Source organism: Microbispora catharanthi (genome assembly GCF_006334915.2).
GTDB lineage: Bacteria > Actinomycetota > Actinomycetes > Streptosporangiales > Streptosporangiaceae > Microbispora > Microbispora catharanthi.
The window spans coordinates 48,936-73,150 of sequence record NZ_VDMA02000025.1 but is presented as its reverse complement, the minus strand read 5'-3'; the positions used below and the strand labels follow the sequence as shown (position 1 = coordinate 73,150).

The 24,215-nt window shown below is 70.7% G+C and carries 24 protein-coding genes; 13 read left to right on the top strand and 11 right to left on the bottom strand.

Going from position 1 to position 24,215, the window contains the following annotated elements; genetic code table 11:
* Positions 1–8 precede the first annotated feature (8 nt).
* Positions 9–1,523, top strand: coding sequence for an alpha/beta hydrolase (locus FH610_RS35010; protein ID WP_205826287.1), 1,515 nt, complete (start codon positions 9–11; stop codon positions 1,521–1,523).
* A gap of 62 nt (positions 1,524–1,585) precedes the next feature.
* Here FH610_RS35010 and FH610_RS35005 read toward each other — a convergent pair whose 3' ends face one another.
* The gene (locus FH610_RS35005) at positions 1,586–2,188 is read right to left on the bottom strand and encodes an ATP-dependent Clp protease proteolytic subunit (RefSeq protein WP_139579527.1); all 603 of its coding nucleotides are present in this window, start codon (positions 2,186–2,188) and stop codon (positions 1,586–1,588) included.
* A 215-nt stretch (positions 2,189–2,403) separates the two neighbouring features.
* Positions 2,404–5,199, bottom strand: coding sequence for an AfsR/SARP family transcriptional regulator (locus FH610_RS35000; protein WP_139579526.1), 2,796 nt, complete (start codon positions 5,197–5,199; stop codon positions 2,404–2,406).
* Between the two features lie 407 nt (positions 5,200–5,606).
* Between FH610_RS35000 and FH610_RS34995 the strand changes: the two genes are divergently transcribed.
* Together FH610_RS34995 and FH610_RS34990 are read left to right on the top strand one after the other, a co-directional pair.
* On the top strand, positions 5,607–6,710 hold the full coding sequence (locus tag FH610_RS34995) for a NucA/NucB deoxyribonuclease domain-containing protein (protein ID WP_161628149.1): 1,104 nt from the start codon (positions 5,607–5,609) through the stop codon (positions 6,708–6,710).
* Positions 6,711–6,795: 85 nt separating this feature from the next.
* On the top strand, positions 6,796–7,293 hold the full coding sequence (locus tag FH610_RS34990) for a hypothetical protein (RefSeq protein WP_139579524.1): 498 nt from the start codon (positions 6,796–6,798) through the stop codon (positions 7,291–7,293).
* 309 nt (positions 7,294–7,602) lie between these two features.
* On the opposite strand, the gene FH610_RS34985 is transcribed toward FH610_RS34990, so the two are convergent.
* Together FH610_RS34985 and FH610_RS34980 are read right to left on the bottom strand one after the other, a co-directional pair.
* Positions 7,603–8,988, bottom strand: coding sequence for a glycine--tRNA ligase (locus tag FH610_RS34985; protein WP_139579523.1), 1,386 nt, complete (start codon positions 8,986–8,988; stop codon positions 7,603–7,605).
* A gap of 161 nt (positions 8,989–9,149) precedes the next feature.
* A complete protein-coding gene (locus FH610_RS34980; RefSeq protein WP_139579522.1) occupies positions 9,150–9,467 on the bottom strand; it encodes an antibiotic biosynthesis monooxygenase family protein in 318 nt (105 codons plus the stop codon).
* A 121-nt stretch (positions 9,468–9,588) separates the two neighbouring features.
* Here FH610_RS34980 and FH610_RS34975 point away from each other — a divergent pair, with 121 nt between their 5' ends.
* The 3 genes from FH610_RS34975 (at position 9,589) to FH610_RS34965 (ending at position 11,103) form a co-directional block, all read left to right on the top strand.
* Positions 9,589–10,011, top strand: a complete 423-nt coding sequence (locus FH610_RS34975; RefSeq protein WP_240809383.1) for a DUF6703 family protein — start codon at positions 9,589–9,591, stop codon at positions 10,009–10,011.
* A gap of 55 nt (positions 10,012–10,066) precedes the next feature.
* Positions 10,067–10,477, top strand: a complete 411-nt coding sequence (locus FH610_RS34970) for a Fur family transcriptional regulator (RefSeq protein WP_139579521.1) — start codon at positions 10,067–10,069, stop codon at positions 10,475–10,477.
* A gap of 77 nt (positions 10,478–10,554) precedes the next feature.
* On the top strand, positions 10,555–11,103 hold the full coding sequence (locus FH610_RS34965; RefSeq protein WP_240809382.1) for a CGNR zinc finger domain-containing protein: 549 nt from the start codon (positions 10,555–10,557) through the stop codon (positions 11,101–11,103).
* A 95-nt stretch (positions 11,104–11,198) separates the two neighbouring features.
* Here the strand turns inward: FH610_RS34965 and FH610_RS34960 are convergent, their stop codons facing one another.
* Both FH610_RS34960 and recO read right to left on the bottom strand, forming a co-directional pair.
* On the bottom strand, positions 11,199–11,996 hold the full coding sequence (locus tag FH610_RS34960; RefSeq protein ID WP_139579520.1) for an isoprenyl transferase: 798 nt from the start codon (positions 11,994–11,996) through the stop codon (positions 11,199–11,201).
* Between the two features lie 245 nt (positions 11,997–12,241).
* Complete coding sequence (gene recO / locus FH610_RS34955) at positions 12,242–13,009, bottom strand: DNA repair protein RecO (RefSeq protein ID WP_139579519.1); 768 nt, start codon at positions 13,007–13,009, stop codon at positions 12,242–12,244.
* A gap of 266 nt (positions 13,010–13,275) precedes the next feature.
* Between recO and FH610_RS45370 the strand changes: the two genes are divergently transcribed.
* Both FH610_RS45370 and FH610_RS45365 read left to right on the top strand, forming a co-directional pair.
* Entirely contained in the window at positions 13,276–14,874 is a 1,599-nt protein-coding gene (locus tag FH610_RS45370; RefSeq protein WP_139579518.1) for a CDP-alcohol phosphatidyltransferase family protein, read from the top strand.
* On the top strand, positions 14,871–15,581 hold the full coding sequence (locus FH610_RS45365) for a DUF5941 domain-containing protein (protein WP_139579517.1): 711 nt from the start codon (positions 14,871–14,873) through the stop codon (positions 15,579–15,581). The genes FH610_RS45370 and FH610_RS45365 overlap by 4 nt, the downstream gene beginning before the upstream one ends.
* Before the next feature lie 246 nt (positions 15,582–15,827).
* Here FH610_RS45365 and FH610_RS34940 read toward each other — a convergent pair whose 3' ends face one another.
* Positions 15,828–16,322: an ATP-binding protein gene (locus FH610_RS34940; RefSeq protein ID WP_139579516.1), complete on the bottom strand. Its 495-nt coding sequence runs from the start codon at positions 16,320–16,322 to the stop codon at positions 15,828–15,830.
* Between the two features lie 226 nt (positions 16,323–16,548).
* Between FH610_RS34940 and FH610_RS34935 the strand changes: the two genes are divergently transcribed.
* Positions 16,549–17,448 (top strand): helix-turn-helix domain-containing protein, encoded by a 900-nt coding sequence (locus tag FH610_RS34935; protein ID WP_139579515.1) that lies wholly within the window; start codon positions 16,549–16,551, stop codon positions 17,446–17,448.
* 1 nt (position 17,449) lies between these two features.
* Here the strand turns inward: FH610_RS34935 and FH610_RS34930 are convergent, their stop codons facing one another.
* The 3 genes from FH610_RS34930 to FH610_RS34920 all read right to left on the bottom strand — a co-directional run bounded on the left by FH610_RS34930 (position 17,450) and on the right by FH610_RS34920 (position 19,897).
* Positions 17,450–18,358: a LysR substrate-binding domain-containing protein gene (locus FH610_RS34930; RefSeq protein ID WP_139579514.1), complete on the bottom strand. Its 909-nt coding sequence runs from the start codon at positions 18,356–18,358 to the stop codon at positions 17,450–17,452.
* Positions 18,359–18,428: 70 nt separating this feature from the next.
* A complete protein-coding gene (locus FH610_RS34925) occupies positions 18,429–19,157 on the bottom strand; it encodes an ABC transporter permease (protein WP_139579513.1) in 729 nt (242 codons plus the stop codon).
* Positions 19,154–19,897, bottom strand: coding sequence for an ABC transporter ATP-binding protein (locus FH610_RS34920; protein ID WP_139579512.1), 744 nt, complete (start codon positions 19,895–19,897; stop codon positions 19,154–19,156). Before FH610_RS34920 ends, FH610_RS34925 begins: the two co-directional genes overlap by 4 nt.
* A gap of 64 nt (positions 19,898–19,961) precedes the next feature.
* Between FH610_RS34920 and FH610_RS34915 the strand changes: the two genes are divergently transcribed.
* Positions 19,962–20,654 carry a TetR/AcrR family transcriptional regulator gene (locus FH610_RS34915; RefSeq protein ID WP_139579511.1) on the top strand — a complete coding sequence of 231 codons (693 nt, stop codon included), beginning with the start codon at positions 19,962–19,964 and terminating at the stop codon, positions 20,652–20,654.
* On the opposite strand, the gene FH610_RS34910 is transcribed toward FH610_RS34915, so the two are convergent.
* Positions 20,608–21,294, bottom strand: coding sequence for a TetR/AcrR family transcriptional regulator (locus tag FH610_RS34910; protein WP_240809381.1), 687 nt, complete (start codon positions 21,292–21,294; stop codon positions 20,608–20,610). The genes FH610_RS34915 and FH610_RS34910 overlap by 47 nt on opposite strands.
* 129 nt (positions 21,295–21,423) lie before the next feature.
* On the opposite strand from FH610_RS34910, the gene FH610_RS34905 reads away from it, so the two are divergent.
* The 3 genes from FH610_RS34905 to FH610_RS34895 are packed head-to-tail and all read left to right on the top strand — an operon-like array spanning position 21,424 to position 24,026.
* A complete protein-coding gene (locus FH610_RS34905) occupies positions 21,424–22,452 on the top strand; it encodes a DMT family transporter (protein WP_139579510.1) in 1,029 nt (342 codons plus the stop codon).
* 30 nt (positions 22,453–22,482) lie between these two features.
* On the top strand, positions 22,483–23,307 hold the full coding sequence (locus FH610_RS34900; RefSeq protein ID WP_139579509.1) for an MBL fold metallo-hydrolase: 825 nt from the start codon (positions 22,483–22,485) through the stop codon (positions 23,305–23,307).
* 32 nt (positions 23,308–23,339) lie between these two features.
* A complete protein-coding gene (locus FH610_RS34895; RefSeq protein WP_139579508.1) occupies positions 23,340–24,026 on the top strand; it encodes a DsbA family oxidoreductase in 687 nt (228 codons plus the stop codon).
* Positions 24,027–24,215 lie beyond the last annotated feature (189 nt).

The following is a 24,215-nucleotide window of genomic DNA, read 5'->3' as shown; positions in this document are numbered from 1 at the left end:
CGGCGCGAGTGGCGGCGCGGACGCGGGCGGCGCGGGGAGTGGCGGCGCGCAGGGTCTGGCCGGTGATGGCGGCGGCGGTCGCCGGGATCGGCGCGATGACGGCGACCGCCGGCTGCGGGGGCGCACGGGTCACCCCGGAGGGCTACGTTTCGGGCACGCCCTCCCTGTCCTGGAAGGCGTGCGAGGAGACGGCCTCCTCCTCCGGCTTCGAGTGCGCCACGCTCCAGGTGCCCCTCGACTACGCCAAGCCGGAGGGCAAGAAGATCGGCATCGCCCTGGTCCGGATGCGGGCCACCGACCAGAGCCGGCGGATCGGCTCCCTGGTCTTCAACTTCGGCGGTCCCGGCGGCTCCGGCGTCACGACGCTCATCAACGCGGCCCACGCGTTCTCCACCCTGAACAGCCGCTACGACCTCGTCGGCTTCGACCCGCGCGGGGTGGAGCGCAGCAGCGGCATCCGCTGTCTCAGCGCTCCCCAGATGGACCAGTACATGAGCAGGGAGCCCAGCGAGAACGCCGCGACCGAGACCACGCTCGTCAAGGGATTCGCCCAGGCGTGCGAGCGCAACGCGGGCTGGATCCTGCCCTACGTCGGCACCGTCAACGCGTCACGCGACATGGAGTCGCTGCGCGCGGCCCTCGGCGACCCGCGCCTCAACTATCTCGGCTTCTCCTACGGCACCCACCTCGGGGCGGTGTACGCCACGCAGTACCCGAAGAAGGTGGGGCGGATGGTGCTCGACTCGGCCGTCGATCCCTCGGTCACCATGCTCGACATGGCCAAGACGCAGGCCCTCGGCTTCCAGAAGGCGTACGAGGACTACCTGGCCGACTGCACCAAGACGCGGACGAGTTGCCCGCTCGGCGCCGACGCCGCCGCCGCGAACGCCACCGTGCTGAAACTCCTCGACACCGTGGCACGCACGCCGGGGAAGGTCGGCTCGCGCACGGTCACCGAGGACATCGCCAGGGCGGGCATCACCCAGGCCCTCTACAGCAAGTACACCTGGCCGCTGCTCACGGAGGCGCTGGACGAAGGCAGGAAGGGCAAGCTCGACGGCCTGCTCGCGCTGGCCGACCAGTACGCCGGGCGGCAGCCGAACGGCACCTACTCGACCCTGCAGTTCTCGCTGCCGGCGGTGCTGTGCGTCGACAGCACCGACCGCCCCTCGGTCGCCCAGGCCGAGGAGCTGGCCCGGCGGCTGGAGAAGAAGAGCCCGATCTTCGCCTCGACCGCGATCAGCGCGGGATCGTGCAGCGTCTGGCCGGTGCGCGGAGACGACGCCGCCAGGCATGTCGACGCCACCGGGTCCAATCCCATCCTGGTGGTCGGCGTCACGAACGACCCGGCCACGCCATACCAGTGGGCGCCGCGGCTGGCCGACCAGCTGCGCACCGCCGTGCTGCTGACGCTGAACGGCGAGGGCCACGGCGCGTACGGCCAGAACCAGTGCATCGACGACAAGGTCAACGCGTATCTGCTGGAGGGGACGGTCCCGGCCAAGGGGACGCGCTGCGGCTGAGCGCGCTCCCCCGCTCGTTCACGGCGCCATCCACCTCGCCGCTGTGCCGCTCACTGTGCCGCTCACTGTGGCGTCCGCAGGGCGCCGAGCCCGGCCACCACGTGGTCGACGATGCCGTACTCCCTGGCCTCCGCGGCGGTGAACCACCGGTCCCGGTCGGAGTCCGCCTCGATGCGTTCGAGTGGCTGACCGGTGTGGAAGGCGATGCGCTCGGCCAGGGTCTTCTTCGTGTGCAGCATCTGCTCGGCCTGGATCGCGATGTCGGCCGCCGTGCCGCCGATGCCGCCGAGCGGCTGGTGCATCATGATGCGCGCGTGCGGCAGGGCGTACCGCTTGCCCGGCGCGCCGGCGCACAGCAGGAACTGTCCCATCGAGGCGGCCAGGCCCATGCCCACGGTGACGACGTCGTTCGGCACGTATTGCATGACGTCGTAAATCGCCAGGCCGGCCGACACGGAACCACCGGGGGAATTGATGTAAAGGCTGATGTCCCGTGTGGAGTCCTCCGCGGTCAGCAGCAGCAGTTGCGAGCAGATCCGGTTGGCGATGTCGTCGTCCACCTCCTGGCCGAGCACGACGATGCGCCGTTCCAGCAGCTTACGGCCAAGATCGCCAAAGGCGAACCGGTCGGCGGCGGGGTCGCCGGAGCGCGCGTGGTGGTCCATCTGGTCTCCCTGTTCCGGTAATCGGGTTGTGCGGCGACATTAGTCCCGGAACCCGGAAAAGGGCCTGCCTATTTCACCCTGAGCACATTTCGCCGTCAGCAAATTACGCTACGAGCGTATTCCACCGTCAGCGCGGTTCCGGATGCTACGGCTGCCCCAGACAACCCGGCAGAGCCGGGGCCGCCGCCTGGCTCGCCGAGCTCGCCGACATATCGTCAGGCGGGGCCATCCGACCGCCCCAGCCTCGACCGGAGGTCGTCGGCGCTGGGGTGGCCCAGATCGGTCAGGATGTTCAGCGCCAGCCGCCATGTGCCGCGGGCGTCCGCTTCCCGGCCCGCCGCCTCGTGGTTGTCGCCCATATGGGTGAGGACCAGAGACTCGTTGTAGCGGTCGCCGTCCTGCCGGTGCATCGCGAGCGCGCGCCGGTAGCAGGTCTCGGCCTGGTCGTAGTCCCCGAGCTGATGGTGGGCGTGGCCCAGGCTGTCCCAGGTGGCCGATTCCCCGTCGCGATCCCCGGCCTCCCGAAGCCAGGTCAGAGCCTGCCGGCAGTGGGCGAGCGCTTCCCGATGGTTTCCGACCGCGATGTGATACCAGCCGACCGCGCTGATCGCCCTGGCCTCCCAGTGCCGCTGGCCGGCGGCCCGGTAGAGCCGGAGTGCGTGCTCGGCGCTGTCCAGCGCCTCCACATGGTGGCCCTGCTGCTCGAAGACCCGCGCAAGGTTGCTGTGAATGTGCGCCTGGCCGGTCAGGTCTTCCAGCCGCGCGAAGTGCTCGAGCGCGTGCCCGTACTCCCGGACGGCCGCGTCGGCGCCACCCAGCCGGGTGTGGGCCAGGGCGATCCCGAGCCGGCTGAGGGCGAGCACCCGGTCGTCCCCTCGGGCCGCCGCGAGAGCGAGACCGTGTATCGCGATCATGTCCCGCCAGGCCCCTGTACGGTCCAGGAAACTGCTCATGGACCACGCCAGCTGCCAGGTGTGCGTGTCGAACCCGTACGCGGCGGCGAGCTCGGCGCACGCGAGCAGGACGGACCGCTCCGATGTGAACCAGGCGAGGGCTTCGCCGTGGTCGGCGGGGGCGGCCACCGTCACGCCAGGACGCGGATCGGCGATCGCGATGGGGTCGCGCGCCGGATGGAGGAGAAGCGCCGATTGGTAGGCGGTCTGCAGGTAGTGGTCGATGACGCGGCCGGCGACCTCGCGGCGTTCCGCTTCGTTCTCGGCCTCCCGGTGCAGCTCGGCGGCGTAGGTGTGCAGCAGATCGTGGAACGCCCACCTGCCCGGCGCGTGCTCCTCCAGCAGGTGGACCGCGGTGAGCTCCGCCAGCAGGCGGCGCGCCTGCTCCGGGGGGAGTGCGGCGGCGCTCGCCGCCACGGCCAAGCCGAAGTCCGGCCGGGGGTGGGCGCTCATCCGCCGGAAGATTTCCGCCGCTCCGACGCTGAGTGCCCGGTAGGAGCAGGCGAAGACTGACCGCACATCGGTCGCCGGGTCGTCGTCGTGGAACGCGTCCAGGCTCGCGCCGGCCTGCCGGAGCTCGTCCGCGAGCGCGCGCAACGGGAACGCGGGACGGGTCACGGCCCGGGCGGCGGTGATCACCAGCGCCAGCGGGAGGCGGGCGCAGGAGGCGATGAGGTGGTCCACCGCGCCGGCGTCCGCCGAAACCCGGTCGCGTCCGATCCTGCGGGTCAGCAGCTCCTGCGCCTCTTCAGGGGTGAGCACGTCGACCGCGAGCGGATGGGCACCATGACCGGCGATGAGACCGGAGAGCCGGTTGCGGCTGGTCACCAGGACGAAGGACCCAGGCGATCCAGGCAGCAGTGGACGCACCTGTTCGGCGCTGTGGGCGTTGTCGAGGATCACCAGCATCCGCTTGTCGGCCAAGAGATCGCGATACAGGCCGATCTGGGCGTCCGGGGACACCGGCACCCGATGCACGGGAACCCCGAGGGCGGCGAGGAAGCCGCGCACGACCTGCTCGCTGGTGACGGCCGACCGGCTGGCATCGAAGCCGCGCAGGTCGGCGAACAGCTGCCCGTCCGGGAAACGATGACGCGCGCGGTGGGCCCAGTGCACCGCGAGGGCGGTCTTGCCGACCCCGGGCACTCCGGAGAGCACAGCCACGACCACAGCTATCGCTTCCCGTTCGGACATCACCGCCAGCTCGTCGAGCGTGCTCACGGCCTCTGCCCGCCCGGTGAAGCCCATCACGTCCGCGGGCAGCAGGACCGGTCCGCGCCGTGGTGCCGCCGTGCTCGTGGCCCCGGCCGTGGGGCCCTGCGGAGAGAGGGCGTCCCGGTACGCCTGCCGGAGATCGGGGGACGGATCCGCGCCCAGCTCCTCCGCCAGGCGCCGGCGCGTCTCCGCGTAGACCTGCAGGGCCTCCGCGTTGCGCCCCACCGCGGCCAGGGCCCGGATCAGTTCGGCGCTCAACGGCTCGACCAGGGGATGCTCGTCGAGCATCTCCCGCAGGCGCTCGATCACGACCCCACCCCGGCCCGCTGCCGTCTCCAGGCGCGCCAGGTCGAGCATCGCGCCGAGGCGCCGCTGGGCCGCCTCCCTGCGCACGGACTCCGCCCACTCCCCGGTCAGGCCGGTGAGCGGAACCCCCCGCCACAGGCCGAGCGCCTCCCGCAGCAGCTCGGCTCTGCGCGGATCGTCCCCTCGTGTCGCCCGCGCGCAGTCGAGCAGCAGCCGGAAACGGTGCAGGTCCACCTGCTCCGGCCGGACGCCGAGGACGTAACCGGCATGGCGATGCTCCAGCCTCGGCGCGTCGCCTCCGGCGGCGGCCTCGCTCAGCGCCCGGCGCAGCCGGGTGACGTAGCTGTGCACGGCCCCGCGAGCGGTCGTGGGCGGCGCCTCGTCCCAAACCCGGTCGATGATCTTCTCGATGGGGACGAGCACGCCCACGTCGACCAGTAACGCGGCGAGAACCGCCTGTTGTTTGCGCGGGCCTGCATCCACCAGATGCGTGTCCGTCGTGATTTCGACCGGTCCCAGCAGCCGGAACTGCACCATGGCCTGTCTGTTCCCCTTTGGTAGCGCGGACCGGTCCGTGCAAATGCGCGACCACAGCTAATCAGGACAGATCGGCTCGGCTCAAGGATTCGTTAAGCGCGAATGGAGCGGGCGGCGAAACCTTGGTGGCACCGCCGGTTCCGCCCTTCCCGCGGGGGCGGGCGGAGACCGCGGGCGGCGCGCCATTCCCGGAGCACGCGTCGTAGTGGCTCTACCAGTGCGTATACCTGCCCTATATCGACGTCTCGGACGCTTTGTCGCCTGCCCTTGTTCCCGGACCGGATCCACCTCCTCGCAGAACCCTCGCTTCCCTCCACCCCCCTCCTGCCTTACGGGACGCCATGAGCACTCTTCGCATGCGAAAAATCACGCTTCTGACAGTGCCGCTTCTATTGTTTTGTGCGCTGATGACGGCCTCCGCACGGGACGCTGTCGCGCACTCCGCCACCGGGGCGATCACGGAGAACGGCTGCGATCACATCCGTGATCGCTTCCCTTCACTCGCCCGTCAAGGCAAGAGGAAGGTGCTGTGCGTCGCGCCGGTGACACAACCGCCGGGCAGATCGGTCCTGAGTTCGACGAGCGCCGCCGACGACCCGCCACCCCTGCCCGCCTGGTGCATCGATCCCCCTGACGATCAGTCGAAGAGCGCGTGGAAGACCAGGCGATTCGCCGCCTGCCTGATCAACTACGCGTCCGTCAGCGTCTACGACACCACCACGAGGGCTCTGCTCGGCCGGACCATGATCAACTACATGCATTTCATCGGCATGTTCAACGACAGCCTGGAACTCACCGATGTCTTCGCGATCGTCCGCTTCTACTCCGAGGGAGAACTGGTCCCGGACGACGCGCTCAGCTTCCGCCTCGCGGTCAGTTGTTCCTACGGCTGTACGGCCGGCGACTTCGGCCCTCCGATCGCACTGCCCGAGAACTCCACCCGCTACCTGACCCCGTCCGTCCCGCATCTCGTGAACGTGCCCATCGACGGGATACGCACCGTCAACACCACGTACGAGCTGCAGTTGACGCATCCGGGCGGGGACACGGAGATGATCAACGTCTTCCCGCCGGAAAAGGGCCCTTACCCTTCGCCGGACATCCGCTGCGACAGGATTCTCAGCGGCGCCGGCTGCGTCATCCCGAGTTTCATCCCCACGCTCGACGGGCTGTCCGCCTACCCGACGGTCAGTGCGCACATCAAGCGTGCGCAGGCCAGTGGGCTTCCGGGAGCTCCCGGCACCACCCCCCTTCACCGGCTTGCCGACCCGGCCAAGGTCAAGAAGAACCGGGACACGGCCTGCCCCGACTCGCTGCCCCGTCCACCTGGGCTGACATGCGACGAATACCCCATGGCGCGCACCTGGGAGGGCGCCTGGACGAGCGGCGGCGCCTACAGCACGGACATGGTCCTCGACACGGACAACTCGGGCGCGGGAGGGAAGTTCGGAGCACTCGTCACCCGCGATCGGCTGCTGGACCGCGACGCCTTCTGGGTCGATCCCAACTGATTCCCCGACGGCCGCTTCATTCTCATCGCACCGGGCCCGCCATCGGACCGGTGACCACGTAGATCCGCCAATGGAAAGGACAGCCGTGACTTACAAGAACACGACCTCGAAGCGCTTCATGAAGGTTCTCTTCGCCGTGGTCATCGGAGCGGCGGCCACGACGGCCGGCCCGATCTCCGCCGCGCACGCCACCACAGGCGAGTGCGACAAGACCTGGGTTCCCGACTACTACAAGGAGGTCGGCGGCGCCGACATCTACCTGGGAAACGCACGCTTCGTCAAGCTGATGAACGGCGGCGCCTTCAACTACAGCTACGCCCAGATCTCGCCGAGCGATTCGGGGTACACCGTCTGGGTCGACCGTAGCCTGCAGGGGATGCCCAGCAGCCTGCCCATGTTCCCCACCACGGAGCAGGTGCAGGCGAACGGCGGCTGGAAGCAGTGCGGTCCGTTCTACAGCTCCAGCAGCAGCAACCTCGTCATGAACTGGAACACCGATCAGCAGCGGCACTACGCGGTCCGCGCGTGCGCGCGCAACGCGCTCGGCAGCTTCTGCGGTAACTGGTACATCGACCGGAGCTGACCGGCCGCCCCGCACCGGGCCGGCGGCACCCACGTCACCGCTGATCGACCATGCCGGCCCACAACACGAGGTCGCCGGTGACAAGTGAGCGCCTTCCGGGACCCGGAAGGCGCTCGCCCGCACGGGAAGGGCGGTGACCGAACCCCACAGGCACGACGGGGCACCGGGTCAGGCGGCCGGCTCATCGTTCACGCGCGACGCGGGTCCACGCACGGACGTGGACCGCCCTTCACCGTGCATGGGGTAGCAGCACGCGATAACAAAAAGCGCCTGTCCGGAAATTTCCGGACAGGCGCCTCGTTGCGGGGATCAGTCGTTGAGGTGCTGGCGCAGGTACGACTCGACCTGGTCGAGCGCGACCCGCTGCTGGGCCATGGTGTCCCGCTCGCGGATCGTCACGGCCTGGTCCTCCAGGGTGTCGAAGTCGACCGTGATCGCGAACGGCGTGCCGATCTCGTCCTGGCGGCGGTAGCGGCGGCCGATGGCCCCCGCGTCGTCGAAGTCCACGTTCCACCGGCGGCGCAGCCGGGCCGCGAGGTCCCGGGCCTTCGGCGACAGATCGGCGTTGCGCGACAGCGGCAGCACCGCGACCTTGACCGGAGCAAGGCGGTGGTCGAGGCGCATCACGGTCCGCTCCTCCATCACGCCCTTGGCGTTGGGCGCCTCGTCGACCGTGTAGGCGTCGAGGAGGAAGGTCAGCGTCGCGCGGTCCACACCGGCCGCCGGCTCGATGACGTACGGCACGTAGCGCTCGCCCGACTCCTGCTCGAAGAACGACAGGTCGGTGCCGGACGCCTTGCCGTGCGCGGTGAGGTCGAAGTCGGTGCGGTTGGCGATGCCCTCCAGCTCGCCCCACTCGCCACCGGCGAAGTTGAAGCGGTACTCGATGTCCACGGTCCGCTTCGAGTAGTGGGACAGCTTCTCCTTCGGGTGCTCGTAGAGCCGGAGGTTGTCCTTGTTGATGCCGAGGTCGACGTACCAGCGCAGGCGCTCGTCGATCCAGTACTGGTGCCACTCCTCGTCCGTGCCGGGCTTGACGAAGAACTCCATCTCCATCTGCTCGAACTCGCGGGTGCGGAAGATGAAGTTGCCCGGGGTGATCTCGTTGCGGAACGACTTTCCGACCTGGCCGATGCCGAACGGGATCTTCTTGCGGGCCGACTGCTGGACGTTGAGGTAGTTGATGAAGATGCCCTGGGCGGTCTCCGGCCGCAGGTACGCCAGGCCCGACTCGTCCTCGACCGGGCCGAGGAACGTCTTCAGCAGGCCGCTGAACTGCTTGGGCTGGGTGAAGGCGCCCTTGTTGCCGCAGTTCGGGCAGGTGATGTCGGCCAGGCCGCCCGCCGGCTCACTGCCGTGCTTGGCCTCGTACGCCTCGACGAGATGGTCGGCGCGGTAGCGCTTGTGGCACGACTGGCACTCGGTGAGCGGGTCGGTGAAGGTCTCGACGTGGCCGCTGGCCTGCCACACCTCGCGGGCGAGGATGACGCAGGAGTCGAGGCCGACGACGTCGTCGCGGCCCTGCACCATGGCCTTCCACCACTCGCGCTTCACGTTGTTCTTGAGCTCGACACCGAGAGGGCCGTAGTCCCAGGACGCCCGCAGGCCTCCGTAGATCTCGCTCGACGGGAAGACGAGCCCGCGGCGTTTGGCGAGGCTGACGATCGTTTCCAAGACGTCGGTGCGACGTGCCATCAGTGGAACTCCATCCGGCTGGGTGTCGGCGTTGAGATCGGGGTCAGCGGTGCGATGCTCGCTGAAGCGGGCGGGCCGGCCCGGCCGTGTCGCGGCTGCGGGACGTCCGGCCACCTGCCCGGATCCGTGCTCAAGCTTAGGGGAATCCGGCGCCCCCGCGCTCAAGCCTTGCCCACGGTCCCCGCGCTCGCCCCCTCGCCCGGCAGCGCGTAGACGCCCTCGAAGGCGCTGGGCTCGTTGATCATAAGGGTCATCAGGGGATACATCACCATCCGGGCCGCCGACAGGGCGCGCCGGTAGTAGCCCGCGCCCTCCCACTCGCTGACCACCGCCCACAGGACCGGCTCGTCCACCGACCTGCCGATCTGCCCGCGCAGGTATCCCGGCTGCGCGGAAAGCAGATCGAGGATGGCGCGCGCCTGGGCGGCGAACTCGTCGGCGCGGGCGCCCGGCACCGAGTAACGGATCACGGCGAGCATGCCGCCCAGCATGCCACCCCGCGCGTACACCCCGCCGGGGAGGGGGCGACCCGGACGGAAGGAGCACCGTGGGCGGCGCGACAGGGCGAAGATTGAGCAGATGCGCACTAGGCTCGAACACGTGGGAAGCGAAACCGAACCGCCGCGCCGTCAGGTGCCGTCCCATCCTCTGGCGAGGAAGCCTCCCGCCCGGGGGAACGCGGCGTCCCCGCGGGTGCGGCGGCCGCTGCCGCCGGGCGAGCAGTTCTTCACGCCCGGCGCCACCGGGCTGCGCGCGGCGGTCGAGCGCAAAAGCGCCGCGCCGCTGGTCTTCCTGTTCCAACTGCCCCGCTGGCTGGTCCCTCTGGTCCTGGTGGCCCTGCTGATCGCCGGACTGGTGGTGCCCGACTGGCGTGGCGGGGTGGCCGTGCTTCCGGTGCTCGCGTTCATCGTCTGCCTGGCCTACCTGTCGTGGCCCTCGTTGCGTCCGGTGGGCCGGTTGCTGCGCGTGGCGGTCGCGACGTTCCTGGTCCTCCTCGCCGCCACCCGTTTCGGCCTGATCTGATGCAAACCGGCCTAACCTGGTAGGTCGTAGGGCGAAGCCGTACACAGGAGTCCTGATGACGAAGAGCCGCGACGCCGTTCACGAGATCCTCCGCCAGAGCCGGGGGTTCCGCAGCGCGCAGGACGTGTTCGCCGAGATGCGCGCGGTCGGCTCGAAGATCGGCCTGACGACCGTGTACCGGGCGCTCCAGTCGCTCTCCGACGCCGGCCGGGTCGACGTGCTGCGCACCGACGAAGGCGAGTCGGTCTACCGGGCATGTCAGACCGACACCCATCACCATCACCTCGTGTGCCGGGAGTGCGGGCGCACGATCGAGGTGGCCGGGCCGGACGTGGAGCGCTGGGCCGAGGTGGTCGGGGCCGAGCACGGCTTCATCGACGTCACTCACACCGTGGAGGTCTTCGGCACCTGTTCCTCGTGCGCGGAGGCGGCCGGGGCGCGCGCGGAGGCGGCGAGAAAGAGCTGACCCCGCCCCGCGCGGGCTCCCTGAGAGGTACGCTGCCTGCGCCGCGACAGGGACCGCCGCGACAAAAGGGAGATGGCGTGCCGTTCAGCCATGACATGGTGTACTCGCTGGCGACGGTGGTGGACCTCATCAACACCGGCGCCGGCGAGCGCGACGGGCTGGCCGAGGTCGGCGACCTGGAGGAGTTCGTCCGCAGGCGGGAGGTCAGCGGAGTCGGGGCGGTGACCCGGCGCGACCTCGGCGAGGTCCGGGCCCTGCGCGAGGAGTTCCAGGCCGTGTTCACCGCGCCGGACCAGCCGACGGCGGTCGGCCTGCTCAACACGCTGCTGCAACGCACCCGCATCACGCCGCACCTCGCCGAGCACGACGGCCACCCCCTCCACGTCCACTACTTCGCGCCGGGCTCGTCGGTCGCCGAGCATCTGGCCGCCGACTGCGGTGTCGCCCTCGCCCACGTGCTCGTGGAGAACGAGCGGGATCGCCTGCGCACGTGCGCGGCGCCCGACTGCTCCCACGTCTTCGTGGACGAGTCGAGGAACCGCTCCCGCGTCTACTGCGACAGCCGCACCTGTGGGAACCGCATGCACGTCGCCGCGTACCGGGCCCGCCGCCGCGACGCCTCCTGACGCCGGTGGCCCGCCGGCGCCGTGACTCAGCGCCGCGCTGTTCTCAGTGCCGCACCGTGACTCAGTGCGCGCCGTGTCTCAGTGCGCGCCGTGTCTCAGTGCCGCGCCGTGACGGAGTTCTGGGCCGCCTCGTTCGGAACGGCCCCGCCATACCTGCGGTCGCGCTTGGCGTAGATCTCGCACGCCTGCCACAGGTCGCGCCGGTCGAAGTCGGGCCACAGCTGGTTCAGGAAGACCATCTCGGCGTACGCGGACTGCCACAGCAGGAAGTTGGAGGTGCGCTGCTCGCCGGACGATCGCAGGAACAGGTCCACGTCCGGGATCTCCGGCTCGTCCAGATAGCGGGCGAAGGTCTTCTCCGAGACCTTGTCGGCCTTGACCCGGCCCGCGGCGATGTCGCGGGCGAGCCGCACGGCCGCGTCCACGATCTCCGCGCGGCCGCCGTAGTTCACGCAGAACTGGAGGGTCAGCGTGCTGTTGCCGACCGTCATCCGCTCGGCGTCCTCAAGCTCCTTGATCACGCTCTTCCAGAGCCGCCCGGGACGTCCGGCCCAGCGCACCCGCACGCCCATCGCGTTGAGCTGGTCGCGCCGCCGGCGGATGACGTCGCGGTTGAACCCCATGAGGAAGCGCACCTCGTCAGGCGAGCGCCTCCAGTTCTCCGTGGAGAAGGCGTACGCCGACAGGTAGGGGATGCCGATCTCGACGGCGCCCTCGATGACGTCGAACAGCGACGCCTCGCCCATCTTGTGCCCCTCGGTCCTGGGCAACCCACGCGCCTTGGCCCAGCGGCCGTTGCCGTCCATGACGATCGCCACGTGTCGCGGCAGCAGGTCGCGCGGGATGGCGGGCGGGGTGGCACCGGACGGGTGCGGAGTGGGAGGACGGACCATGTACCGAGGGTATTGCGTCCAGACCGGTCCTCAGGCGCGGGAGACGTGCGGATCCGGTGCGGATACCGTGCGCGTTCCGTGCGTCCCCTCGCATCACGCCGACGCCACCGGAAACGCCCCCGGACCTGTTGACCCGGGAGACGACCCCCGGACCTCCGCAAGGCCGGTCAGATGATCCTCGCTTCGCTTGCGGTCATCTGACCCGCCGACACCGGGGGACGACCCCCGGACCCCCGCAAGGCCGATCAGATGATCCTCGCTTCGCTTGCGGTCATCTGACCCGGCCACTCCCGTTCCACGTGACGCAGCGAGCGGATGCCGTGCTCCAGGTGCCACTGCAGGTATGCGGCGACCAGGCCGCTGCACTCGGCGCGGTGCCGGGGCTCGGAGGCGTCGGCGGCCGTCCAGTCGCCGCGCAGCAGGGCGATCATCAGCGCGATCGTCTCCGCGGCGGGCACCGCGGCGCCGGCCGGGCGGCACGCGCCGCACACGACGCCGCCGGCGACGATGGCGAAGGCGCGCACGGCCTCCGCGCCGCACCGCGCGCACTCCGACAGCGCGGGGGCGTAGCCCGCGACGGCCAGCGAGCGCAGGAAGAACGCGTCGAGCACCAGCCGGGCCTCGTGACCGCCCTCGGCGAGCGTGCGCAGTCCGCCGACCAGCAGCAGGAACTGCCGCAGCGCCGGCTCCTTCTCCCCCACCGTCAGCCGGTCGGCCGTCTCCAGCATCGCGCTCCCCGCGGTGTACCTGGCGTAGTCGGCCACGATCGCCTCGCCGTACGGATGCAGGGTCTCGACCTGGGTGACCACGTCGAGTGACCTGCCGCTGTGGAGTTGCAGGTCGACGTGGGAGAACGGCTCCAGCCGCGCGCCGAAGCGCGACATGGTCCTGCGCACGCCCTTGGCCACGCCGCGGACCTTGCCGGTACGCCGGGTGAGGAGCGTGATGATGCGGTCGGCCTCACCCAGCTTCTGGGTGCGCAGCACGACGCCCTCGTCCCGGTAGAGGCTCACCCCGCCATCGTATGGGTGCGCGCGGGCGGCCGCCCCGGCAGACGGTCATTCGCCCCGTTGAGGGGCATGAATGGTGAAAATTCGGTAATGATCCGGCGACGATGCCAGGCGACGAACCCTTCTCAAGCTGTACATAAAGGGGCCGTACGGTAAACCTGGGGTGCATCGGTTCAACCGAAAGGTCACTAAGCTTTGGCTTCCGGCGGACTTCCCCGCGCCGGTCAAGCCTGAGGGCCTGATCTCCCCCCGTTGCGTGAAAGGTTGCCATGACCCGCGTGGTCCTGCTGGGCGCCCCGCCCGGCCCGATCAGTCCCCCGCCGCACGGCGGTCAGCCCGCCCTGCCCGCGGCCATCACGCTGAGATCGCTGCCGGGGGCCCCCTCCGCGTACGACAGGCTGCTCGCGCAGGCCGCCGCTCTGGACCCCGAGCCGACGACCATCGCCCGGCCGGGGGACGCCGCCGCCTACCACAGGCCGTACGGCCGGGTGGTGGAGAGCCGTGACGTCGCCGGCGACCTGCGCGCGCTGGCCGACGCGGTCGAGGGCGCCGAGGAGAACCTGCTGATCCTGCCGGCCGACTCGCTGGTGCACGACGAGCTGATCTACCAGATCACCAAGGCCAAACGGGGGGCCATCGCACTGGTCGTCCGGCAGGAGCGGCAGGAGCAGGACGAGAACGAGCCTCCGGAGGAGGAGGTGCCGATCGAGGAGGCGGAGCCCGAGATCGGCGACAAGGTCATCGAGGGGCTCCCCCAGCGCACCCGCATCGGCCGGAGCCGGATCATCTCGGTCGGCACCGCCTACCACGCGGTGACCCGGCCGAACGCGGCGCTGCTCGGCCCGCTCCACCTCCACCAGCGGCACCTGCAGACCCTCGCCGAGGTCGCCCGCGAGCTGGCGGACATGGCCCACCTGTTCGGCCCCGAGGACGACGTGACCGAGCTTCTCGTGCTCGGCCTGGTCCGGCGCGGCGTGTCGGTGGGCCGGCGGGGCCGCCGCGACCTGTTCTTCCGCCGCGTCCGCAGCCAGGCCGAGGCCGACGAGGCGCTGGCGGAGATGGCTGGGTACAACGAGGACCGGGCCCGGCTGGACAACGCCGTGAAGGGCGCCGACGGCTTCTTCACCACGTTCTTCGTCAGCACCTACTCGCGCTTCATCGCCCGCTGGGCGGCCCGCCGCGGGCTCACGCCCAACCAGGTGACGCTGATCTCCATCGCCCTCGGCCTGCTGTCGGCCGGCGCGTTCGCCACCGGCACCCGCTGGGGGGCGGTGGCCGGCGGGGTGCTCATCTACTTCGCGTTCGTCTTCGACTGCGTGGACGGCCAGGTCGCCCGCTACGCGCGCAAGTTCGGCGTGCTCGGCGCCTGGCTGGACGCCACGTTCGACCGGTTCAAGGAGTACGCCGTCTTCGTCGGCCTGGCGGTCGGCGCGACGGTGTCCGGGCAGTTCGGCGACGGCGAGGGCGTGTGGACGCTGGCGCTGGTCGCGCTGGCCCTCCAGTCGGTCAAGCATCTGCTGGACTTCTCGTTCGGTGCGGCCAACCGGCGCAAGGCGCCCGTGCCGCTGCCCACGCTGGACCTGACGGTCGCCGACGACCGTCCGCTGCGGGAGGCGCTGGAGCAGCGCAGGGCGAGCCGGAGCACCGGCGTGCGCGGGCTGCTGAAGCTGTGGACCAAGGCCGGCAAGTTCCGCCCGGTCCACTGGGCCCGCAAGATGATCGTGTTCCCCATCGGCGAGCGTTTCGCCGCGATCGCGATCACCGCCGCGTTCTTCAACCCCCGGGTGACGTTCCTCACGCTGATCGTCTGGGGCGGCATCGCGGCCACCTACACCCTCACCGGACGTCTCCTGAGGTCGCTCGCATGATCACCCAGCCGCAGACCATCACGCCGCTTCCCGACCCGGACGAGGAGCGCCGCCGGGTCCAGACCGCGCGCCTGCTCGCCTACCGCGACGACGGCCCGCTCGCCACCGCGCTGAAGGGCTCCCTGGGCCGGCTGCTGCCGCCCGTGCCCGCGACCGTGGTGGCGCTGATCGCGATCGTGGCGCTGGCCGTCGCCGGCGCCCTCACCGACGGCCCGGTCCTGCTCGTGCCCGTCGCCGTGCTGCTCGTGCTGGTCCTGCCCACCGCCGGCCGCGACCACCTGGGCCGCTTCGACTGGCTCACTCCCCCGCTGCTGCGTGCGGCCGAGTTCCTGACGATCATCCTGCTCGGGCTGGCCGAGGACACGCCCAAGTGGCTGCTGTTCGTGCTGATCTACGTGATCGGCTACCACACGTACGACACCGTCTACCGCACCCGGCAGGGCATCTGGCCGCCCGCCTGGCTGTACCAGGCGGGGCTGGGCTGGGAGGTCCGCCTGCTGGTCCTGGGCGTGGCCGCCGCCGCCGGATGGCTGACCCCCGTGGCGGCCGTCCTCACGGCGTACCTGCTCGTGCTGTTCGCGGTCGAGAGCATCACGAGCTGGGTCCGGCTGGACAAGGCCTCCGCGCAGGCCCAGGCCGAGCAGGATCTGGAGCAGTCGCCCGAGGAGGCCGCCGAGCAGGTCACCGGCGAGGCCGAGCAGGGCTGACCGAGCCCCACGTCTCCGGCCCGCCCGGCGAGTTCCTCGGGCCTTCACGTCCTGAACCGAGGCGAGACACCCTGGCACATCCGTCCTTACGGCACGGTGGACGGCCGCACGGTCGAGTCGCTCACCCGGCCGCCGTGCCGTACGGACCTGGAGCCGGTCACCCGCTGTCTCCTGCCCTCGGCGCCCTCCCGCGCCGCCCTGTCGCGGCTCGGCTGACCACGAAAGCCGACCCCGAAAGGCGGGCCGTCAGGAGGCGGGCGAGGCGTCGAACAGCGCCCAGACCACCTTGCCTCCGCCGCGGGTGAGGATCCATCCCCACGCCGCGGTCAGCGCCTCGACCAGATGCAGCCCCCGGCCCGACTCCGACAGGTCGTTCCCGGGCGAGACCGCGGGCACCCTCTCGCTGGCGTCGCTCACGCCGCAGCCGATATGAAACCGGTGCTTCACCAGCCTCAGGCGGATCGGCGGAGCGTCCGCGGGGTCGCCGGGAACGTGCCGCAGCGCGTTGGTCACCAACTCGGACACCACGATCTGCGCGTCCGGCACGAGGCCGGGGACGCCCCAGCCGCACAACGTCCTGGCGGTGAAATCACGTGCCGCGGCGGCGGACGTGGTGCGCCCATGAAAGGTACACGTGGCCGACGGAGGCAGGGACAAGCCGGCGACGTCGTCGCGCTCGAACATCGAGGTCAACCACGGAGGCGCTGTCGCGGCTCCCGGGCCCGCCAGGTCTGCTGTCATCGCCGATCCCTCAGGTCTCACTCATTACATGATGTGAATTTCCCTGCCGTCGTGTATCTTGCCCTGTGCCTTGCGGATGCAAGCACGCGTGCACGTGCAAATGTCGCGCGTCCCCCGACTTTCCGTGGAAGTTCCCAGAAAAGACGGCCTCACCACGGTCCGGTAGGATGATCAATCCGATTGGTTCACCAGGAATTCTTCCGGGAGCGCCGCCGATGGAGCGATCGTGAACGCACAGGCGGGCCACACCGCCCCCGTACCGGTCGGGACCGCCCGCGGCGGCCCGACGGCCCTGCGGCTTCTGCTCGGGGCCCAGCTCAGGCGGCTGCGCCGGGAGAGCGGCATCACCCCCGAGAAGGCGGCCCGTGCCATCCGCGGGTCGCACGCCAAGATCAGCAGGCTCGAGCTCGGCCGGGTCGGCTTCAAGGAGCGGGACGTCGCCGACCTGCTCACCCTCTACGGCATCACCGACGCCGACGACCGGGCCGTGCTGCTCGACCTGGCGCGGCAGGCGAACATCCCCGGCTGGTGGCACAAGTACAGCGACGTGCTGCCGGGCTGGTTCGAGTTCTACGTCGGGCTGGAGGAGGCGGCGTCCGTCATCCGCTGCTACGAGCTGCAGTTCGTGCCGACGCTGCTGCAGACGCCCGAGTACGCGCGGGCCCTCGTCCTGCGGAGCACAGCGGGGCGGGCCGCCGACGACGTCGACCGGCGTGTGGACCTGCGGATGCGCCGGCAGGAGCGGCTGACCGGGCCCGAGGCGGCGACCCTGTGGGCCGTGATGGACGAGGGGGCGCTGCGCCGCCCTATCGGCGGCCGGAAGGTGATGCGGGCCCAGCTGGAACACCTCATCGAGGTGACGAAGCAGCCGAACATCACGCTGCAGATCGTGCCGTTCGACCACGGCGGGCACGCCGCGTGCGGGGGGCCTTTCACGATCCTGCGCTTCGAAGCGCCCGAACTGCCCGACGTCGTCTACCTGGAGCAGCTCACCAGCGCGCTCTATCTGGACAAGCCCGAGGACACCGAGGCGTACACGCAGGTGATGAACGCGGTTTGTGTGGACGCCCGGCCGGCCACGCAGACCGGCGCGTTCCTGGAGGAGTTGCTCGCCGACCTCGGGTGAACTACCTCCTGGAGAAGAACGCCTGGCAGGTCTCGGCGAAGGCGACCGCCCGGGCGGTGGGCCGCACACCGCGCACCGAGGCGAGCACGACGTCGAGCGCGGGCACGTCGTCGCTGATCGGGACGCACGCGACCCGGCCGCCGTCGTAGGTCTGGTCGTTGTCGGCCCGCTGGTTGAGTATCGAGTAGCCGTGCCCGCCCGCCACCAGCGAGCGCGCCGTCTCGTAGCTCGACGTGCGGAACCGCACGCGCGGCTCGGTGGGGTAGATGGCCCGGAAGTAGTCGCGGCTGCGCGGCAGGTCCAGCAGGATCATCGGCTCGGCCGCCAGGTCCGTCAGCGACACCGTCTCCGCCCCGGCCAGGGGATGCTCCGGCGGCAGCAACGCGTACGGCCTGGCCCGGGTGAGCGTCCGGATGTCGAGGTCGAGGGCGAGGTCGATGGCGTAGACGAGGGCGACCTCGCATCGCCCGTCGAGCAGGGCCGACTCCATGGCGGAGATCTCGCCCTCCGCGACGCTGACCCGCACCCCGGGGTACTTCTCGGCGAACTCGCGCAGCAGCCGGGACAGGTAGAACGGCGCGAGCGTGGTCAGGCAGCCGACGGCGAGCTCACCGGTCAGCGATCCCGCGAGGCCGCGCGCCGACTGGGCGAGCGCCGCGGCGTGGGACAGGAACTCCCTGGCCTCGACGAGGAAGCGCTCGCCCGCGCGGGTCAGCGACAGGCCGCGGGCGTGGTGGCGGATCAGGAGCTGGACGCCCAGCTCCCGCTCCACTTGGGCGATGGCGGCCGAGATCGCCGACTGCGCCACCATGAGTTCTCTGCTGGCCGCGGTCATGCTGCCGAGCTCGGCCGCGGTTACGAAGTAACGCAGCTGGACGAGGGTGAAGTTGACGTCCGCCACGCCACCCATTGTGACCGTCTCCGTGCCCGGCGGCGCCCGCAAACCGGTATCAACTTCGAATGCCTTTTCCTAGCCCTGATCAGGCGTTTTCCCTTTGGAAACGCCTGGTGCCCAGGGTAACGCCCAGGACGGCGAAGGCCAGGGACACGACGACCCCCCACAACAATGCGGACGACGCGTAGGAACCGGCGAAAAGCGCGCGCAACCCCTCGACCGCGTACCGGAACGGCGTGAGCCGCGACACCACGTCGAGCCATGCGGGGGCGAGCGACATCGGCAGCAGCGCGCCCGACAGCAGCATCAGCGGGACCACCACGGTGGACATCACGGGCGCGAACAGCTCCTGCCGCATCGTGAGCGCCGCCGTGTACGACAGCGACGCCATGCCGACCGACAGCACGGTGGTCAGCAGCAGCGCCGCCAGCACCCCCGCGACCGGCGCCCGCAGGCCCAGCGCGTACGCGGCCACGATGATCGCCGTCGCCTGCACCAGCAGCACGACGCTGTCCCTGAGCACCCGGCCGAGCAGCAGCGTCACCCGGCTCACCGGCGTGACCCGCAGCCGTTCGAGCACGCCGAACCGCTGGTCGAAAACGATGGTGAAGCCCGCCATTCCCGCGCTCGTCAATCCGAGCTGCACCAGCAGGCCGGGCACGAGGACGGCCCAGGAACCCACGCCGCTGCGGTCGAACAGCGGGCCGAACAGCACGAGGTAGAGGAACGGCTGCAGGGCGCTGAAGACCAGGCTGAACTTGTTGCCGAAGGAAACACGCAGGTAGTGGCCGGTCAGGACGGCGAGAGCGGTCATGCGGCGGCCCCCTCGCGCAGCTCGCGGCCGGTGACGGCGAGGAAGACCTCGTCGAGCGTCCGCGCGCCGTGCTCGGACTTCAGCTCGTCCGGAGTCCTCTGGGCGACGAGCCGGCCGTGGTCGATGATCAGGATGCGGTCGCAGAGCGCGTCGGCCTCTTCCAGGTAGTGGGTCGTGAGGAAGACCGTCAGTCCCTCCTGCTCGCGCAGCCGGCGCACGTGGTCCCACAGGTTGGCGCGGCTCTGCGGGTCGAGCCCGGTCGTCGGCTCGTCGAGGAAGAGCAGCTCGGGCCGGTGGAGCAGGCCCATCGCGATGTCGAGACGGCGCTTCTGGCCGCCCGACAGCGACACGCTCGTACGCTCCTCGACTCCGGGCAGGTCCAGCTCGGCGAGCAGGGTGGTCACCCGCTCGCGGGCCTGGGCCCTGCCCATGCCGTACAGGCGGGCCTGGAGCACGAGCTCCTCCCCCACGGGGGAGAACGGGGCGAACGCGCCGCCCTGGGCGACGTAGCCGATGCGGCGGCGTACGCCCGCGGGGTCGGCGAACAGGTCGGCGCCCGCGACCGTGGCGGTCCCGGAGGTCGGGCGCAGCAGCGTGGTCAGCATGCGCAGCGTGGTGGTCTTGCCCGCGCCGTTCGGTCCGAGGAAGCCGACGATCTCCCCTGCGGAGACGTCGAGGTCGATCCCCCGCACGGCCTCGGTCGGGCCGAAGGTCTTGGTGAGCCCTCTGGCGTGAATCATGGCGAGTAGAGTAACACCAAATTTGGAGTCACTTAAAGATTGTGCTCGCCCTTACAATCGGAGCGTGGAAGAGGGCCTGCGGGAGCGGAAGAAGCGGGAGACCCGGCAGCGCATCGCCGACATCGCGATGGGGTTGTTCCTGCAACGGGGGTTCGACAACGTCACGGTGGCCGAGGTGGCCAGAGCCGCCGACGTGTCGGTCAACACCGTCTTCAACTACTTCCGCACCAAGGAGGACCTGTTCCTCGACCGCAGCGAGGAGACCGAGGACCTGCTGGCCCGGGTCGTGCGCGAGCGCCGCGCGGGCGAGAGTGCGGTCGAGGCGGTGCGCCGCGACTTCTTCGAGGCCCTCGACGCCGGCGACTGGCGTTACGGGATGAACGAGGGCGCGGACCTGTTCGTGCAGCGGGTCAGGGAGAGCGTGGCACTCCAGTCGCGGGTGCGCATGCTGGACGTCAACCGGGAGGATCGGCTCGCCCGCACGCTCGCCGAGGAGACCGACGCCGATCCCGACGACCTGACCCCCTGGCTGGTGTCGGCGCAGATCTGCGCCGCCGTCCGCGCGCTGACTCGCCACTTCGCGATCCGGCAGATGGCCGGCGAGGATCCGGCGCCGATCAGGGCGGACATCAGGGAGCACGCCGAGCGCGCCTTCGACCTGCTGGAGCGCGGAGTGGGCGGCTACTGCCCGCGCCCCGAGCCCGGATCGCTCAGCCGCCCGCGAGCCGGCGAGCGCTCCACACCAACGCCTCGGTGACGCGGGCCTGCGACAGGCCCAGGGTGTGCCGCTGGAACTGGTAGACCTCGGGCGCGAGCGGCGCCAGCACGGCGTCCGCCACTCCCTCCGGGTCCGGCACTCGCGCCTCGGTCAGCAGCATCCGCACGTGCGCGCGCCAGAAGCGGTAGGCGCCGGTGCCGAAACGCGCGCTCCCGGTCTCGGCTCCCAGCACGAGGTGCAGGTGACGCTCCAGCAGGTCGATCATGGCGATGTGGAACGCGGCCAGCCGGTCGGCCGGTGAGGCCCCCGGCCCGAGCGGCGGCGGGCCGTTCAGGATGTGTCCCTGCACCTGCCGCTCGTGCTCGTCCAGGAGGGCCGTCGCGATCGAGGCGGGGTCCGGATAGCGCCGGTAGAGCGTGGCCCGCCCCACTCCCGCCGCCTTGGCGATCTCGTCCATGGTGACGTGCCGCGCGTCCCTCGTCGCGAAGAGCTGTTCGGCCGCCTTCAGTACGCGCATGCGGTTGCGCGCGGCGTCCGCCCGTTCCCGCACCGGCGCCGGGCGGCCCGGTTCGAGGTCGAGCACGGGCAGTTCCCGGCCGATGCCGGCCGACATGGTCCCCTCCGACGGAACGCGGCCGTTCCTCCGGTTCCCGCCGGGATCCATAAACCCGTTGTTCATGAGGACATGGTAGCCCCCCGGCGGAACGATGTGGACAGAGCGTCCACTTTTGCCTTACGCTCATCCGGACACCATGTCCGGTTCTGGTCCGGCTTCTCGGAAATCCGGTTCTCTAGAAGAGGGATCGCGATGCATGCCCTGTTCCTCGCCTCGGCACTGCTGGTCGGCTGCTTACTGGCAGTGCAAGCCTCGGTGAATCTCCAGCTCAACAAGGCCGTGGGGACGCCGTACGGCGCCTCGACCCTGCAACTGGGCGTGGCGACGGCCCTGCTGGCGCTCCTCGCGGTCGCGGTCGGAGCGATCGGCGCCGTCCGCCTCGTGCCCGGCGTGCCCTTCTGGCACCTGCTCGGGGGTCTGGCCAGCCCGCTCTACATCACCAGCGGGATCCTGCTCTTCCCCCGCCTCGGCGCGCTGGCCGCGGCGGGCCTGTTCGTGACCGGTCAGATGTTCGCGTCGCTGGGGCTGGACCTGTTCGGCCTGTTCGGCATCGCGCGCAAGCCGCTCAGCGTCGGCATCGCGCTCGGCGCGCTCGCGGTCCTCGCCGGCATCACGGTCATCATCCGGGGACAGCGCCCGGCGCAGTCGCCGCCCGCGGCGGGACCGGCGCCCGGCGGCGCTCCCGGCACTCCCGCCCGTGGCGGGACGGCCACCGTCACCGCCCCGGCCGCGACGGCGGCGGCCGTACGCCGGAGCGGCGGCCTCGGCCAGGGCGGCTGGATCCTGCTGGGCATCGTGGCCGGCGCCGTCCTGCCGGTGCAGGGGGCGGTCAACGCCGCGCTGCGCAAGGACATCCACGAGCCGGTGACCACCGCGATGATCAGCTTCATCGTGGCCACGATCACCATCGCCGTGGTTCTGCTCGTCCTGCTGGCGACGCGCCGCACCCCCCGGCCGCAGCTCGGCGGGCTGCGCACGATGCCCTGGTGGGGCTGGCTCGGCGGCGCCTGCGCCGCGGCGTACGTCACCGCGACCTTCACGCTCATCCCCACGATCGGCGCCGCCACCACCGTGGCGCTGACCGTGACCGGCCAGCAGGTCGCCTCGGCCGTGATCGACAACTACGGCTTCCTCCGGCTGCCCCGCCGCCCGCTCACCGCGCCGCGCCTGTCCGGTCTCGCCCTGCTCATCGTCGGCTCGGTGCTCGTCCAGCTCACCTGAGTCAACCCACCGCGGAAAGGACCCCCCTCCATGACCTCCTATCTGCGCAGCCCCTACGAGGCGACACCCGGCGTCACCACGCTGCCGTCGTCCCTCCCCATCACCGGCGCCGGCCTGCTGCCGGTGAACGCCTACCTGATCCGCGGCCCGCAGCCGATCCTCGTCGACACCGGCATGGCGATCGACCGCGGCTACTTCGAACAGGCCCTGTGGTCCCTGGTCGACCCGGCCGACCTGCGCTGGATTGTGCTCACGCACGACGACAGGGACCACGCGGGCAACCTCAAGGAAGTCCTCATGGCGGCGCCGCAGGCCAAGGTCATCACGAACGGCCTGGCCGTCGCGCGGCTCGGCGAGGAGTGGGACGTGCCCCCGAACCGTGTCCTGCAGGTGAACCCCGGCCGCACGCTCGACCTCGGGGGCAGGATCGTCTCCCTGCTGCGCCCGCCCGCCTACGACTCCCCTTCGACGCTGGCCCTCTATGATCACGCCACCCGTTCGCTGTTCAGCGCGGACAGCTTCGGCGCGATCCTGCCGACACTGGCGGAGGACGCCCAGGACATCCCGGAGAGCGACTACCTCGCCGGGATGGCCCTGTTCACCAGGGCCAACGCCCCCTGGACCGCACTGGCCGACCCGGCCAAGTTCGACACCGTGCTGGACGACCTGCTCCGGCTCGCCCCCCGGCACATCCTCAGCTCACACGGCGCCACCGTCGTGGAGGGCACCGAGACGCTCGTGAAGACGCTGCGCGAGGTGCCCTCCATGACGCCGTGGCTGCCGGACGAGGACGTGCTGGTGGAGGCCGTGCTCGCCAAGCACGAGGGGGCCACGCTCAGCGCCGGCGCGGCCTGAGCGATACGAGGCACGACACAAGGAGAACGTCGATGACGACGACACTGACCCCGGAGCCCGGCACCATCATCATCTTCTCGGATATCTGGTGCTCCTTCGCGCACATAGCCGTGCACCGGCTCCACAGGACCCGGGAACGGCTGGGCCTGACCGACCGGGTCCGGTTCGACCACCGCGCCTTCCCCCTGGAACTGCTCAACGACGCGCCCAGTCCCCGGCCGGGGACCGACAGCGAGGTGGGCCGGATGGCCGCGCTGGAGCCCGACGCGGGGTGGCAGCTGTGGCAGGCGAAGGACTGGCTCTACCCGTCCACCACGCTGCCCGCGCTGGAGGCCGTCCAGGCGGCCAAGGAGCAGGGGTTCGCGGCGTCGGAACAGCTCGACCTGGCGCTGCGGAAGGCATTCTGGGCCGAGTCGCGGTGCATCAGCCATCGCAAGGTCATCCTGGACGCCGCCGCGTCCACCGGCGTGGTGGACGTGGACGCCCTGGCGGCCGCACTCGACGACGGCCGGGCCCGCAGGACGCTGTCCGAACAGGCCGCCATCGCGGCGACCGACCGGGTGAACTGCAGCCCGCACCTGTTCCTGCCGGACGGCACCGACCACGCCAACCCCGGAATCGAGGTCGGCTGGGTGGGTTCGTACGGCATCGGCTGGCCCGTCGTCTCCTCCGACGATCCGAGCGTGTTCGAGGACATCCTCAAGCGCGCCGCCGCCTGACCGAAGCCCTCCCCCCGGTAACACAGAACAGCCCTTTCCCAGGGGCACAGAACGCCGGCGGACCCGCGTGGCCCGCCGGCGCAGCACGCGACCGGCTCTTTCATCGGCGCGCGCCGGGACGTCGACGCGCGCCGATTCTTTATGGACGATCCCCATTCCTGGGATAATCGATGCGAATTTTGATTACCC